At 63.1% G+C, this 13,919-nt stretch carries 14 protein-coding genes; 3 read left to right on the forward strand and 11 right to left on the reverse strand.

All coding sequences use genetic code 11. The annotated features are described in order from the left end of the window. Nucleotides 1-20 precede the first annotated feature (20 nt). Both H351_RS21395 and H351_RS21400 read left to right on the forward strand, forming a co-directional pair. Nucleotides 21-1,553 carry an LCP family protein gene (locus H351_RS21395; protein WP_276328030.1) on the forward strand — a complete coding sequence of 511 codons (1,533 nt, stop codon included), beginning with the start codon at nucleotides 21-23 and terminating at the stop codon, nucleotides 1,551-1,553. 70 nt (nucleotides 1,554-1,623) lie between these two features. Further along, the gene (locus H351_RS21400; RefSeq protein ID WP_019747762.1) at nucleotides 1,624-2,337 is read left to right on the forward strand and encodes a TIGR03089 family protein; all 714 of its coding nucleotides are present in this window, start codon (nucleotides 1,624-1,626) and stop codon (nucleotides 2,335-2,337) included. Between the two features lie 3 nt (nucleotides 2,338-2,340). Here H351_RS21400 and H351_RS21405 read toward each other — a convergent pair whose 3' ends face one another. The 7 genes from H351_RS21405 to H351_RS21435 form a co-directional block, all read right to left on the reverse strand. Continuing rightward, nucleotides 2,341-4,791, reverse strand: a complete 2,451-nt coding sequence (locus tag H351_RS21405; RefSeq protein WP_029255034.1) for an FtsX family ABC transporter permease — start codon at nucleotides 4,789-4,791, stop codon at nucleotides 2,341-2,343. After that, the gene (locus H351_RS21410) at nucleotides 4,788-5,585 is read right to left on the reverse strand and encodes an ABC transporter ATP-binding protein (protein WP_021343705.1); all 798 of its coding nucleotides are present in this window, start codon (nucleotides 5,583-5,585) and stop codon (nucleotides 4,788-4,790) included. The genes H351_RS21405 and H351_RS21410 overlap by 4 nt, the downstream gene beginning before the upstream one ends. Nucleotides 5,586-5,719: 134 nt before the next feature. Further along, nucleotides 5,720-6,412, reverse strand: coding sequence for a response regulator (locus tag H351_RS21415; protein ID WP_019747759.1), 693 nt, complete (start codon nucleotides 6,410-6,412; stop codon nucleotides 5,720-5,722). Between the two features lie 35 nt (nucleotides 6,413-6,447). Next, complete coding sequence (locus H351_RS21420; protein ID WP_019747758.1) at nucleotides 6,448-7,635, reverse strand: sensor histidine kinase; 1,188 nt, start codon at nucleotides 7,633-7,635, stop codon at nucleotides 6,448-6,450. 35 nt (nucleotides 7,636-7,670) lie between these two features. Next, complete coding sequence (locus tag H351_RS21425; RefSeq protein WP_019747757.1) at nucleotides 7,671-8,048, reverse strand: hypothetical protein; 378 nt, start codon at nucleotides 8,046-8,048, stop codon at nucleotides 7,671-7,673. Between the two features lie 7 nt (nucleotides 8,049-8,055). Beyond that, nucleotides 8,056-8,568 carry a 5-(carboxyamino)imidazole ribonucleotide mutase gene (gene purE, locus H351_RS21430; protein WP_019747756.1) on the reverse strand — a complete coding sequence of 171 codons (513 nt, stop codon included), beginning with the start codon at nucleotides 8,566-8,568 and terminating at the stop codon, nucleotides 8,056-8,058. Next, complete coding sequence (locus H351_RS21435; protein WP_020907084.1) at nucleotides 8,552-9,751, reverse strand: 5-(carboxyamino)imidazole ribonucleotide synthase; 1,200 nt, start codon at nucleotides 9,749-9,751, stop codon at nucleotides 8,552-8,554. The genes purE and H351_RS21435 overlap by 17 nt, the downstream gene beginning before the upstream one ends. Nucleotides 9,752-9,942: 191 nt before the next feature. Between H351_RS21435 and H351_RS21440 the strand changes: the two genes are divergently transcribed. Further along, the gene (locus H351_RS21440) at nucleotides 9,943-10,560 is read left to right on the forward strand and encodes a GtrA family protein (RefSeq protein ID WP_021332550.1); all 618 of its coding nucleotides are present in this window, start codon (nucleotides 9,943-9,945) and stop codon (nucleotides 10,558-10,560) included. A gap of 26 nt (nucleotides 10,561-10,586) precedes the next feature. Here H351_RS21440 and H351_RS21445 read toward each other — a convergent pair whose 3' ends face one another. The 4 genes from H351_RS21445 to H351_RS21460 form a co-directional block, all read right to left on the reverse strand. After that, nucleotides 10,587-11,909, reverse strand: a complete 1,323-nt coding sequence (locus tag H351_RS21445) for a sensor histidine kinase (protein ID WP_019747754.1) — start codon at nucleotides 11,907-11,909, stop codon at nucleotides 10,587-10,589. A 26-nt stretch (nucleotides 11,910-11,935) separates the two neighbouring features. Next, the gene (locus H351_RS21450; RefSeq protein ID WP_003940916.1) at nucleotides 11,936-12,616 is read right to left on the reverse strand and encodes a response regulator transcription factor; all 681 of its coding nucleotides are present in this window, start codon (nucleotides 12,614-12,616) and stop codon (nucleotides 11,936-11,938) included. 37 nt (nucleotides 12,617-12,653) lie between these two features. Then, a complete protein-coding gene (locus H351_RS21455) occupies nucleotides 12,654-13,220 on the reverse strand; it encodes a PH domain-containing protein (protein ID WP_021343702.1) in 567 nt (188 codons plus the stop codon). Between the two features lie 73 nt (nucleotides 13,221-13,293). Continuing rightward, complete coding sequence (locus H351_RS21460) at nucleotides 13,294-13,869, reverse strand: HdeD family acid-resistance protein (RefSeq protein WP_003941007.1); 576 nt, start codon at nucleotides 13,867-13,869, stop codon at nucleotides 13,294-13,296. Between the last annotated feature and the right edge of the window lie 50 nt (nucleotides 13,870-13,919).

Below are 13,919 nucleotides of genomic sequence, written 5' to 3' on the forward strand. Positions count from 1 at the left end.
CGGACCAGTAACCTGAAGGGGTGTCCCACCAGCAACCGCAGCGCCGCGCGCGTCCACGACCTGCGCCGATTCGGACCAAGACGAGCCCGGCTCGCATAGCGGTCGCGGTGCTCTCCGTGCTCGTACTGCTGGTCACCGGGTTCGCATGGCGAGGTGTGGACTCGTTGAGAAACAGCCTTGCCACTGCAAGCGGACTCGGCCTCGGTGGGGGCAAGGACGGAGCCATCGACATTCTGATGGTGGGAACCGACAGTCGCACCGACGCACACGGCAACCCGCTTTCACAAAGCGAGCTCGACTCGTTGCGCGCTGGTGAGGAAGTTGCGTCCAACACCGACACCATCATCTTGATCCGCGTCCCCAACGACGGAAGTTCGGCAACCGCGATCTCGATTCCCCGAGACGCGTACGTCAACGTCCCCGGTATCGGTATGTCGAAGATCAACGCCGCGTTCGGTGCCACCAAGGAAACCGAGCGACTGAAGTTGGTCAACAACGGGTCGTCCGACAGCGACGCAGACAAGAAGTCGACGGAAGCCGGCCGGACCGCGCTCATCGGAGCGGTAGGAAATCTGACCGGCATCACCGTCGATCACTACGCCGAAGTCGGTCTACTCGGATTCGTCCTGCTGACCAACGCAGTGGGCGGAGTCGACGTCTGTCTCAACGCGCCAGTCGACGAACCGATGTCCGGAGCCAACTTCGCAGCCGGGAAACAGACACTCGACGGCGCCGACGCGCTGAGCTTCGTGCGACAACGACACGACCTTCCTCGCGGCGACCTGGACCGGATCGTGCGCCAGCAGGTGTTCATGGCGTCCCTCGTCAGTAAGGTACTCAGCGCAAAAACTCTCAGTGACCCCGGCAAACTCAGCCAGCTGACCTCGGCCGTTCAGCGCTCCGTCGTCATCGACGACGACTGGGACATCATCGAATTCGCCAAGCAGTTGCAGAATCTGGCCGGCGGAAAGGTGCAATTCGAGACCATTCCCGTTCTCGACATCAACGGCATGACCGATTACGGCGAGTCCATCGTCAAGGTCGATCCCAAGGCCGTCAAGAAGTACATCGCCGGATTGGTCGGCGCCGACAGCGAGGACTCGGAGGAGACCTCCGAGGCACCGACCACCGTGAATGCGTCCTCGATCACGGTCGACGTCGCTAACGCCAGCGACATCGCGGGGTTGGCCAGCGGGGTTTCCGAGGCATTGAGTGCCCTCGGGTACAAGCAGGGTCAGGTCGGCAACAACACCGGCTCCGACGTCTCCGAATCGACGGTGTTCGCAAAGTCCGCGGACGACGACGCTGCACTCGCGGTGGCCGAGGCACTCGGCGGTCTGACGGTCAAGGCGGATTCGTCATTGTCCTCGGGCAAGGTTCGGGTTGTCATTGCCGAGGACTACAACGGACCGCAATCCGCGGACGCGGTATCCCCGTCCGAAGGCGCGACAAGCACGACTGAATCGGCGAGCACCACCGAGACCAGTCCCACCCCTGCCCCTCCCGGTCCGCCGATCGACGCAGCCTCCAACGGCCCGCGCTGTGTCAACTGAAAAACTGTGTCAACTGACAGCTGTGTGAACTGAAAGCGGTGTGAACTGAACGGCTGCGTAAGCTGATTACGTGCCTTCGCCTGTAGACAACCTGACCGACGCCCTCCTCGGACCGATCCTGGCTGCCGACCCGGCCGGCCCTCGCGTGACCTACTACGACGACGCCACCGGCGAGCGCATCGAATTGTCTGCGAGCACTCTGGCCAACTGGGCGGCAAAGACAGCGAACATGGTTCGGGACGAGTTCGCCCTCGAGCCCGGTGGCAAAGTTGCCGTGCTGCTTCCCGCGCACTGGCAGAGCGTCGCCGTCTTGCTGGGTGTGTGGTGGGCAGGCGGTGAGGTCGTCCTCTCCCCCGACGCCGACGCCGAACTGGCTTTTGTCACTGCCGACCGCCTGGACGATGTTGCGGACGTACCGGAAGTAGCCGCACTCTCACTCGACGCGTTCGGCAAAGGTTTGAGCGATCTTCCGCTCGGCGTCGCCGACTACGCAACCTCCATTCGTGTCCACGGCGACCAGTTCCGTAGCGCCGGAGCCGGTTCGGCGCTGGAAGGCCGGTCCGTAGCGGACACGATCGACGCTGCACGGGCATCGTCGAAGAACGTCGAATTGGCGTCGACGGATCGTGTCCTCTCCAGCCGCACGTGGGACACGGCAGACGAATTGATCGACGGGCTTCTGGCCGTTCTCGCCGCGGGCGCCTCACTCGTGCAGGTAGCCCACCCGGACGCGGAAGCTACCGCGCGCCGAGTGGGCACCGAGAAGGTCACGAAGCAGTTCTGAACGCTAGCTCGCGAGAGCTGTCACCGGTGACACCAGCCCCGCCCGCCTAGCGGGGAGCAGTGACGCGATCACACCGCAGATTCCGCCGATCAACACGATGGCTACCAATTGCGCCCACGGCACTGCGCTGAGGGCGACGTCCTCGATCCCGAACACCGAGGCGGTACCGGCTACACCGAACACCATCCCGAACAGCACTCCGATCACCGATGCGACTCCTGCCACCAGCAGTGCTTCCCAAATCAACATGGCTCGAATTCCCTTCTTGGTCAGTCCGAGTGCGCGAAGCAGTCCGGATTCGCGGCGCCGTTCGAGAACGGACAGTGCCATGGTGTTTCCGACGCCGATCAGAGCAATCAACACCGCTACCGACAGCAACCCGGCAACCACCATGAGCATGGTGTCGAGGATCGAATCGAGCGCCGAGCGCATTTCGGTCATTCCTTGAACATCGCTGCCCGGAGCTTCCTGGCGTGCCAGTTCGGTGATGCGGTCGGTGGCAGCGAGCGCCTCTTCGTCGGTGTCCGTCCCCAACCTGACCCAGTAGGAATCGGTGGTCGACGTGGTGGCGGCTGCACCCAGATCGCCTCGATCCAACAGCGCTGGTTGACCTTTCACACCTTCGATCACGCTGACGTTCACGGCACCGCGATCCCCACGCACCGTCGCCGTCTCGCCCGCCGAGAGTTTGTATTCGGTCAGGTCAGCGGGCGAGAGCACCAACTGACCGGCCGCGGGTACCGAGATCTCGGTACGCAGAACATCTTTCACCCGAGCAGCGTCGACACCGAACCCGGCCAACGAACCGCGCCCGTCGATCGTCAGTTCGGCCTTGTCCAGACCGCTCACCGCGCCGACGCCGTTGACCGCGGCGATGTCTGTGCCCAACCCTGCGGGAAGCGGTGCCGAACCGGAACTGCTCACCATGACGTCGACGGGGAATTGACTGTCCATCGCCGCGGGTGCGGCTTCCTTGACCGTCGCGATTCCCACGACGAGCGTGCTCGTCAAGGCCACCCCGATCAACAGGGCCGTGGCTGTCGCCGAGGTCCGGCGTGGGTTCCGACCGGCGTTGCCTGCTGCCAGGCTTCCCACCGGACCGATCAGTCTCGCCAGCACTCCGCCGGCGGCATTGATCAGCGCGGGCACGATTCGCCCGGACAGTGCTGCGATCCCCAGGAACGAAAAGAGTCCACCGGCAGTCGCCGCCGGCACCTGCTGATTCGTCACTCCCAGAACGGTCATCGCGATTCCCGCGAGCAGTATCACGACGCCCAGAACCCGGCGCACGACCGACACCTGAACGCTCTCGGGCTTGGACTCCATCGGCTGCAGTGCCGCCAGCGGGGAGAGCCTCGTTGCCGCCCGCCCGGGCGCAGATGCAGCGAGCATCGTCATCACGATGCCGACGGCAAGACCGACCAGCACGGTCACCGGGGTGACGCTCAGTGACGAAAGAGGCACCGGCACATCTGCGGCCGTTGCTACGCGACCGATCACCCAGGCAAGTCCGACACCGAGTCCGACGCCGATCACCGAGGCGATCACGCCGACCGCAGCGGCTTCGCTGCGAATGCTCCGGCGAACCTGTTTGGCTGTGGCGCCGACGCATCGCAGCAACGCGAGTTCCTGAGTGCGCGCGGCGAGCAGAACGGCAAACGTATTGGCGATCACCAGCGCGGCAACAACAACGGCAATGGCACCGAAGGCGAGCAACACCGTGCTGAGGATCTTGGTGCCACCCATGTATTCCGCTGCCGCGTTGTCGGTGGCTTCTTCTCCCGTCAACACGGTGGAGTCCGCGGGCAACGCGCTCGCGATCGAATCCACGAGTTGTTGCTGAGAGCGCGAACCGTCACCGGCGACACGGAACTCACGTTTGGCGCTGTCCCCGGCCCACGCGCTCACCTGCTCGGCGGTGGTGAATATCTTGATCCCGCCCAGTCGTTGCGCCGAACCGGAGAGATCGACCAGCCCGACCACCTGCGCGGTGGGCGCAGCGGCACCGACCGTCGAATCCCTTGCCGTGACAGTGATTCGGGCACCCGTCGGTATTCCGGAGTCCGCGCTCACCAACACCTGCCCCAGACCGGCCGGAAGCGAACCCTCCGACAAGTTCTCCCAACGCAATTCGGGATTGTCGGCGATCGAGAGAGCATCCCCGTAGGACGCGCCCTTTGCCTCGGAGTCGACGCGAACATACGTCGACACGTCGTCGGCGACTGCCGAGACGCCCGGCACCGCACTCAGCAGTGCTTCCGTCACGCCTGGACCGGAGGCGACGACATCCGTGGTTTCGTATTGCGTCGCAAGTGATTTACTCACACTCGCATCGACCGTCGAGCCCAATGTCAAAGTCGCGACGATGTATCCGACTGCGATCACCACGGCGAGTATCGAAGCCACATAGCGCCCGGCATGTGCCCGCGCCTGGGCAAAGGCCAGACCCCTCATCGCAGTGCACCCGAAACTGCAGGAACATCAGCCAGGTCGTCGGCACCGAGTGCTCGCATAGCACCGATCACCGAGTCGACGGTGGGACGGTCGATCTCTCCGGCAATACACCCGTCCGCGATCAACACGACTCGGTCCGCATACGACGCCGCCACCGGATCGTGTGTCACCATGACGACCGTCTGACCGGTCTCCCGAACACTGGTGCGCAAGAGGCCCAGAACCTCGGTCCCGGAACGGGAATCCAAATTTCCGGTGGGTTCGTCGGCAAAGATCACGTCGGGCTGCGGCAGTAGTGCGCGGGCGACAGCTACACGCTGCTGCTGACCACCGGACAACTCGTGCGGCAGGTGGTCGAGGCGCTTCGACAGACCCAGTTTCCCGATCACCTCGTCCATCCACTCGGGCGAGGGTTCACTACCCGCCAGCTTCATCGGCAGCAGCATGTTCTCCCGAGCAGTGAGCACCGGTAGCAGGTTGAACGCTTGGAAGACGAATCCGATTCGCTCGCGTCGAAGTTCGGTGAGTTCCGTGTCGCCGAGTTTCGTGACCTCGGTGTCGCCCAGGAAAACCTGTCCACCCGAAACCGTGTCGAGCCCGGCCAGACAGTGCATGAGCGTCGACTTTCCGGAGCCGGACGGGCCCATGATCGCGGTGAACCGCTCACGACCGAAGTCCACGTCGACCCCGCCGAGCGCATGAACCGTGGTCTCACCCGTGCCGTACACCTTGGTGACACCGCGGGCAGTGATCGCCGGCACTGCGGCTGGTTCCGTCGTGGTGTGCGCATGCATTTTTTGCCCTCCGTAAAGCTTCTCGCTATGACGGAATCGACGTTATTGCAGCGCACGTGGTCTCCGCGTCGGAGCGCGGGGCGATCTTGGAGAGCCCGGTGTCATCCCGGGGTAGGACTGAACAGGGCTGCGCGTCAGCCCTCGGTGCCGAGGAGATCTGCGCGCCGGACAAGTCCGATCTGGAAGGCAAAGACGACGGCCTGCACACGATCACGTGAATGGGTCTTCGAAAGAACCCGTCCGACATGGGTTTTCACTGTCGTTTCGGAGACGTGGAATTTTGCGGCGATCTCCGAATTCGACAGCCCGTACGCCATGGCCTCGAGCACCTCGACCTCGCGCGGTGTCAACTCTTCGGGCAACTGCGATTCGGGCGCCGAACCTTCCAGGAGAGGTCCGACGTGCTGAAGCAGTCGCCGAGTGGCCCGAGCTTCGATCACCGCGTCCCCGCGATGCACGGTGCGGATGGCGTCGAGCAACTGTTCCGGTGGCACGTCCTTGAGCAGGAAGCCGCTGGCGCCCGCCCTGATTGCCGACATCACGTACTCGTCGTTGTCGAAGGTGGTGAGCACCACGACCTTCGGCGCATCGGGGTCGGCCAGGAGCCGACGGGTCGCCTCGATGCCGTCCATCTTCGGCATCTGGACATCCATCAGGACGACGTCGACATGTCGGGCCGCCAACTCGGTCAATGCCTGCTGACCGTCCGAAGCCTCGACCACCACGGACAAATCCGGCTGCGAGTCGATGACCATTCGAAAACCTGCGCGGACCAGCTGCTGATCGTCGATCAGTGCCACTGCGATCGGAGCCACGTGTTCGTCCATGCCACTCACCTTAAGACCTTCAGACGTTTCAAGACCTACCCAGACGTTCGTTCATACGGCAGGACGGCCCGGACACTGTATCCGCCGCCTGATTTCGGCCCGGCGGTTACTTTGCCTCCGTGCAGTTTGGCGCGCTCGGCCATTCCGATCAGGCCCTGCCCGCCTGGTGACGATTCGACCAGCGCGGCGCTGCCGCCTCGTCCGTCGTCGGTGATGCCGAGAACGAGTTCGGTTTCAGCCCACGTCATCTCGACGCTCGCCTGTGCTCCTGGCCCCGCATGTTTGAGAACGTTCGTCAGCGATTCCTGGACGATGCGATACGCCGTCAACCCCGCACCCGCAGAGAGTTCGCGTGGTTCACCGGTCACGCTGACGGCGATGTCGAGTCCGCTGCTGCGTAACTCGTGGAAGAGACTGTCGATATCGCCGGCGCCCGGGATGACCGAGAAATCACGGGGCGTGTCCTCACGCAGGACGGACAGAAGCGATCGCATGTCGGTCAACGCTTGGCGACCGGTGGAGGCAATGGTTTCGAGCGCCTGAATTGCAGCCTGAGGATCCTTGGCCGCGCTGTAACGTCCGCCGTCGGCCTGAGCGATGACAACGGTCAACGAATGCGCGACGATGTCGTGCATCTCGCGCGCAATCCTCGAGCGTTCGCTGATCGTCGCGATTTCCGCTTCCTGCGCACGCTCGAGTTCGAGCAACCGTGCGCGCTCGGTCAGACCTTCCAATTGTTTGGTGCGAACTCGACGCAAATCACCGAACGCCCAGACTGCGAGCATGAAGATCATGACGGCCACGGACTGCATGACCTGCGAAGACACCGGGATTCCGTCGTAGCCGAAGTATCGAACAGTTCCGGCAATCGAGCCGAGCAACGCGAGCACCAGGCCGGTGAGCGAACTCCACCGAGCGCCATAGGCGGCCAGCGCGTACAGGGAGATGGGCACGACAACGGCCGATGCGAGCAGTGTGTTGCCGATGAAGATCACGTGTAGAACTGCGAACCCTGCGATCACCATGCCGGAGAGTTCGGGGCGCGAGCGTCGCCATGCCAACGGAACGGTCATACCCAGCGAGACGAACACCGCCAGCGGACTCGCCTCGACCGCAACGACAACGCTGAACAGTGCGGCAACCGTCGCAATGCAGATGTCCACACCGCGAGCATGTTCCGCGCTCCAGCGGACGAAGCGTTCACTAGTCGGAAAACGAGCCATGCCGCCAAGAGTAGCTTTTACTCACGAGCTTTCACTCAGGTGCGGTAACCGCCGTCTTCGAGACCGGCCTCGATTTCGAACCGGTTCCGCGGACCGCGATGACGCAACTCCTCACGCAGGTACAGCAGCCCGAATACGATTCCGTACCTGGCCCATTGGTCCGCGTGAACTGCCTCGTGGCGAAGGACGGATCGAGTCGTGTTTCGCCGGGTGAGGTACACACCACCGAGAGTTGTTCCGCCTCTGGCGAACCCGCCGCGCAGCCCGGAAGCGACAAAGATCCCGGACTCGTTGTCGAAGCGGATGTCCGCGCCGAGAATCCCGGCGTAGAACAGCGCGACGCGAGTGACGAATGCGGACTGCGCGCTGCCCCGACTCGCTCGGATCAGCGGCAGCCCACGCCGTGCACACACGAGAAGATCAGCCCAGCAGTTTCTCGCGAAGCGCCTTGTCCTTGTCGAGCACCATCGCCTCGAGGCTCTCCTGGAAAGCCACCATCCGCTGCTGCAGTGCGGGATCCGAAGCGCCGAGGATCCGAGCAGCCAACAGACCGGCGTTGCGAGCGCCGCCGATCGAGACCGTCGCCACCGGGACGCCGGCCGGCATCTGCACGATCGAGAGGAGTGAATCCATACCGTCGAGGTACTTGAGCGGCACCGGAACACCGATGACCGGCAACGGTGTAGCCGAGGCAACCATGCCCGGAAGATGCGCGGCGCCACCGGCACCGGCGATGATGACCTTGATTCCGCGGCCGGCGGCTTCCTTGGCGTAGTCGAGCATCCGCTGAGGCGTGCGGTGCGCCGAGACGACACCGACCTCGAAGCGGATACCGAACTCGGCCAGAGCTTCGGCTGCAGCTTCCATGGTCGGCCAATCCGAATCGCTGCCCATGATCAGGCCGACCTGCGCGCTCTCACTCACCGTGTACATCCCATCCGTCGGTCCAAACTGCATACGAAAGCCAATGTGCTGCGCGCTCGGCGCGTTCCCGAACTGCGGCAACGTAATTCGGGTCGTCGATGGATCCGGCGCCGCCGACGATGTTGACGTGGCCGATCTTGCGATCCTTGCGCTCGCCCTTGCCGTACAGGTGGATCTTCGCATCGGGCATCCGCGCGAAGAGGTGATGGACACGCTCGTCCATCGTCATCTCGGGCGCTTCCGGTGCACCCAGAACGTTTGCCATCACCGTGACCGGCGCGATCGGCGAGGTGTCGCCGAGCGGGTAGTCGAGAACGGCACGCAGATGCTGTTCGAACTGAGAGGTGCGTGCGCCGTCCATCGTCCAGTGACCGGAGTTGTGCGGGCGCATTGCCAGCTCGTTGACCACGAGAGTGCCGTCAGTCGTCTCGAAGAGTTCGACGGCCATCGAGCCGACGACGCCCAACTCGGAAGCGATGCGCAGCGCCAATTGTTCGGCTTCCTCGGCAACGGCACTCGAAAGGGCGGGGGCAGGTGCGATCACGACGGCGCACTGGCCGTTGCGCTGAACGGTCTCTACGACCGGCCACGTAGCGCCCTGTCCGAACGGCGACCGCGCAACCATGGCAGACAGTTCCCGACGCATCGAGACCATTTCCTCGACGATCAGCGGAACACCCTTGTCCAACTGCTCGGTGACAATGGCTTCTGCTTCGTCCTGATCATCGGTGATCCAGACGCCCCGGCCGTCGTAGCCTCCGCGTGTTGCCTTGATGACAAGCGGCCAACCGTGTTCGGCACCGAAACGCACGACGTCTTCCGCCCACGTCACTTCGGCGTACGCGGGTACAGGTGCGCCCAGTTCGGCAAGTTTGCGACGCATCAGCAATTTGTCCTGAGCGAAGATCAGAGCCTGCGGCGGAGGCTGAACGTTCACGCCTTCGGCAACAAGAACCTCGAGATGTTCGGTCGGCACGTGCTCGTGGTCGAACGTCAACGCGTTGGAACCGACCGCTGCGCGGCGAAGAGCGTCGAGGTCGGTGTGGCTACCGAGCACGACATCGGGGCTGACCTGAGCTGCCGGCTCGTCCGCAGTCCCGGAGAGCACTCGGAGCGTCTGGCCCAGGGCCACCGCCGCCTGGTGAGTCATCCTGGCCAACTGTCCGCCACCGATCATGGTGACGACGGGCATGGATGCTTTTGCCGGTCGAGGGGTGGTCGGGCGGGCGGGGATCTGCGCGGGATCGTTGTTGCCGGTCACGGCTCTCTATGTTGTCATGTGCCGCGTTCGCCCGTTCATTCAGCGTTCCCAATCTGTGATTCTGCTGATGAATCCGCGGCAAATTGGTGGTAACGCGGTTTCGTTTCGTAAACTCATTTGTTGTGCCATTTGTCGACGGGGTCATTGCCCGCATACCCCAACCGTTTCGTGACATCGCTCTGCGTCACAGCGAGCTGATCAAATTCGCGATCGTCGGCGGAACGACCTTCCTGATCGACTCGGGCATCTTCTACACACTCAAGCTGTCGATCCTCGAATCCAAGCCGATCACGGCCAAGATCATCGCCGGCGTCGTCGCGGTGATCGCGTCGTACATTCTCAACCGCGAGTGGTCGTTCAAGAACCGTGGTGGCCGTGAGCCAGCGCACGAAGCTGCGCTGTTCTTCATCATCAGCGCCATCGGCGTCGTCATCAGCTTCATCCCGCTCTACATCTCCAGTTACGTCTTCAACCTGCGCGTACCCGAAGTCAGCTTGGCGACGGAGAACATTGCCGACTTCATCAGTGCGTACGTCATCGGCAACCTGCTGCAGATGGCGTTCCGATTCTGGGCCTTCCGCAAGTTCGTGTTTCCCGACGAGAATCCGGAACCGCTCGAGCTGTCCGACACCACAGGATTGTCCGAAACCACAGCGTTATCCGAAACCACGGCGTTATCCGAAACCACAGCGCCTGACCCGGTCATTCCTGATGCCGAAGAGGAGCTCGGGCACTCCTGAGTTTTGCGTCTGCGCGAGCCTTTCGGTCAGCGCGGTTCGCGGTGCGGAACGACGTCCGCGGTCGGCGCAGTGTTGGCCACCGGCAGGAAGACCGCGAACAAGGCAGGCTTACGCCTCTGCAGTTCCAGTCGGCCCCCGTCGGCCTCGATCAGTGCACGTGCGAGCGCCAACCCGACGCCGGTGGACCCGGCCCCCGAAAATCCTCTGTCGAAGATGTGCGGTGCAAGATCGTTCTCCACGCCGGAGCCTTCGTCGGTGACCTCGACGCACACCATCGAGTCACGACGAGACGAACTGCGACCGGTACCGTCGATCAATCGGACAGACACCGTGCACGTACCTTCACCGTGTTCGAACGAATTGTCGACCAGCACGGAAACAGCTTCACGCAGACGCGAACCTGTGGTCGCGGCCATCACCGCGCGATCGCCGCGTAGGCGGAGCCTGCGTCCCTCTCCGTCGAACTGAGCCTGCCAGTCGCGGGTCACCTGTTCCAGCTCGCCGACTACCGACACCAGACTCGCCGATGACCCACTGGTGCGCGACGAGCGAATCAGGTCGTCGATTCCGTCGGTGAGCCTGTCCACTTGCGCCATGGCTTCCTCGGCCTCGTTCACGACGTCAGGATCTTCGTGAACGGACAACTCGTCCAGGCGCAGCCGCACTGCAGTCAGTCGACTGCGCAGTTGATGCGAGACGTCCGCAACCAGCGCGCGCTCTCGTTGCAGCCGCACCGAAATCTCCACAGTTGCCGCGTCGAGGACGTCGGACACGCGGTCGAGTTCGGGGATGTCGTGCCGACGAGGATCCGGCCGGAAGTCACCTTCGGCGAGGCGCGCCGCCCGGTCGGCCACATCCTGCAGCGGATCGGCAAGCCGACGTGCAGTGACCACAGCGACCACGGTGCCTGCCGTGATGGACAGAAGCACGAGCACACCGACGGCCATCACCGCTTGCTTCTGCTGGGTGCGCAAGTTCTCCGACGGCACCTCGAGACGCAACGAGCCGGACGTTCCCATCGCGAGCGATTCGACGAGTGCGTTCTTGACCGTCGCCTCACCGACGTCGACGCGTGCAGCGCCGTCGACGACGGTCGGATACACGACGACGAGGCGCCCGTCGTTCGGGGTGAGAACCTTGAGCGAATCGGTGTTCAACGCACCTTCGACGAGCCCGTTCGTCCCCTCTTGCGCGATGACCTCAGCGGCCATCCGGTCGAGGCGCACCCGGAGATCACTTCGCGTCACGTCCTCCACCCAGAGCCACGCCGTGTAGATCAGCGGAACCCCCAGCAGCAACGCCGTCATGATCACGACAGCGAGAATCGACTGCAATATGCGACGCCGCATGCCGGCAGTTCCTGATTCTCGAGAAGTTAGTCGGTGTTGATTCGGAAACCGACACCGCGGACGGTGGCAATTCTGCGTTCCACAGCGGGGCCCTCGTCACCGATCTTGCGGCGCAGCCACGACATGTGCATGTCGAGCGTCTTCGATCCACGAAGCTCGACGTCGCCCCACACCTCACGAAGGATCGTATCGCGCGATACTACTTCCCCGGCATGTTCGAGGAGGACCCGCAGAAGTTCGTATTCCTTGTTGGCCAAGGCGATTTCGGAGCCGTTGACGAGTACGCGTCGTGCCGCGGGCTCGAGCCTGATGCCACCGACCTCGACGATCGTGTCCTCGCGGCCACCGTGGCGACGCAGGAGTGCTCGCACACGTGCCATCAACTCGGCGAGACGAAACGGCTTGCTGACGTAGTCGTCGGCGCCGGCGTCCAACCCGACCACGAAGTCGACTTCGTCGGTCCTGGCGGTCAACATCAGCACGGCGAGCGAGGTGCGATGCGCACGAATCTGTCGACAGACCTCGAGGCCGTCCATGCCCGGAAGGCCGAGATCGAGAATCAACAGATCGAAATCACCTTCGAGCGCCTGCTGCAACGCAGCGGGTCCGGTCGGTTCGACCGTCACCGAATACCCTTCACGCCCCAGTGCGCGGGAGAGGGGTGCAGCAATGGCCTCGTCGTCTTCGGCTAGCAATACGGCAGTCACACGAACAGACTACGGACAACACGCCTTTGCACGTTGATTACCAGCCATTTCGATCGTTCGGGTCGTCGTTTTCACCCGCCGGCCGTTGCGGTGGCTGCGATGGTGGCTGCTGCATGGAATCGAAAACCTGGTGATACAGCAGGGCGTGAACGTGCTCGACGTCAGGAATGTCGTCGAACTCGAGCGGATCGTCACTGGCAGAGGCGATGACCAGAGTTCCGGTCTTGAGCATTCGATCGATCAAGCCGTGGCGGAACTGAACATTGCTGATCCGCCCCATGGGGATGTCGATACCGGTATGCGTGAGCACTCCGTGGCGGATGAGCACTCGCCGATCGGTGACGATGAAGTGCGTGAACTTCCAGACCGTGAACGGTGCAACCGATCGCCAGGCCACGACACCGAGCCAGATGATTCCGATGGCAATGGACGACACGGTGCGAGCCGTGCCGTCCAATCTCGTCTGTGCGAGGCCCAACAAGAACCCGGCGACGGCCGTCGCAAGCACGAACGTCAGCGCCGGAAGCACCAACATCTTCCAATGAGGATGGCGATGCAGTATCAGTTCCTCGTCCTGAGCGAGGGCGTCTTCGGGATATCCCATGACGGGAAGTCTGCCATCCCGCACCGACTTTCAGGCACACCGACTTTCAGGCACACCGATCTTCAGGGCACGTTCAGGGCTGCGCGATCTTTCGCAGCACCAACGGGGTCACGACGATGATGATGCCGTACAGCACCATCCACACGCCGACCACGATGCGGAAGACGTCGAGCGAAAGTTCGGGCTGCAGAAGGACGATTGCACCCGCGACGATGCTGATGACTCCGAGCACGATCGACAGACCGCGATCGACGGTGTGCCCGGACGCCGCGTCGACCAGATCGAGAACGCCACGGAATACCCACCAGGCACCGATCACCAATGCGATCAGAACCACCGTCTGCAAAGGGCTACGGAGAACCAGGAATCCGAGGAGCACTGCCAACGCGCCGGAGATCGCGACAAGCGTCCGAGTTCCACCCGAAGCCGTCACGTCCGCGAACGAACGGATGATCTGGACGATTCCGAATCCGAACAACTGAATCGCAATGACCACCGCGACCACGAAAAGGGTGGCATCCGGCCATGCGAGTACCGCGATACCCAGGCCTAATGTGAGGACACCGAGCAGCACCGTCACACCGGTGAGTACGCGGCGAGCGCTCTCGGCCGTCTCGGCTTCGGTCGGAACAACGATCGGTGTGGTCATGACGCCCCTAGGCAGCTCAGTAAATCCCGCAGTTAAATGCAATGAAGGAC

The organism is Rhodococcus erythropolis R138 (genome assembly GCF_000696675.2).
Lineage (GTDB): Bacteria > Actinomycetota > Actinomycetes > Mycobacteriales > Mycobacteriaceae > Rhodococcus_F > Rhodococcus_F erythropolis.

Bases quoted from the DNA above. Each gene is read 5' to 3' on its own strand.
- H351_RS21405 (WP_029255034.1), bottom strand. From the start codon at position 4,791: ATGAGGGGTCTGGCCTTTGCCCAGGCGCGGGCACATGCCGGGCGCTAT.
- H351_RS21410 (WP_021343705.1), bottom strand. From the start codon at position 5,585: ATGCATGCGCACACCACGACGGAACCAGCCGCAGTGCCGGCGATCACT.
- H351_RS21415 (WP_019747759.1), bottom strand. From the start codon at position 6,412: ATGGACGAACACGTGGCTCCGATCGCAGTGGCACTGATCGACGATCAG.
- H351_RS21420 (WP_019747758.1), bottom strand. From the start codon at position 7,635: ATGGCTCGTTTTCCGACTAGTGAACGCTTCGTCCGCTGGAGCGCGGAA.
- purE (WP_019747756.1), bottom strand. From the start codon at position 8,568: ATGTACACGGTGAGTGAGAGCGCGCAGGTCGGCCTGATCATGGGCAGC.
- H351_RS21435 (WP_020907084.1), bottom strand. From the start codon at position 9,751: ATGCCCGTCGTCACCATGATCGGTGGCGGACAGTTGGCCAGGATGACT.
- H351_RS21445 (WP_019747754.1), bottom strand. From the start codon at position 11,909: ATGCGGCGTCGCATATTGCAGTCGATTCTCGCTGTCGTGATCATGACG.
- H351_RS21455 (WP_021343702.1), bottom strand. From the start codon at position 13,220: ATGGGATATCCCGAAGACGCCCTCGCTCAGGACGAGGAACTGATACTG.
- H351_RS21460 (WP_003941007.1), bottom strand. From the start codon at position 13,869: ATGACCACACCGATCGTTGTTCCGACCGAAGCCGAGACGGCCGAGAGC.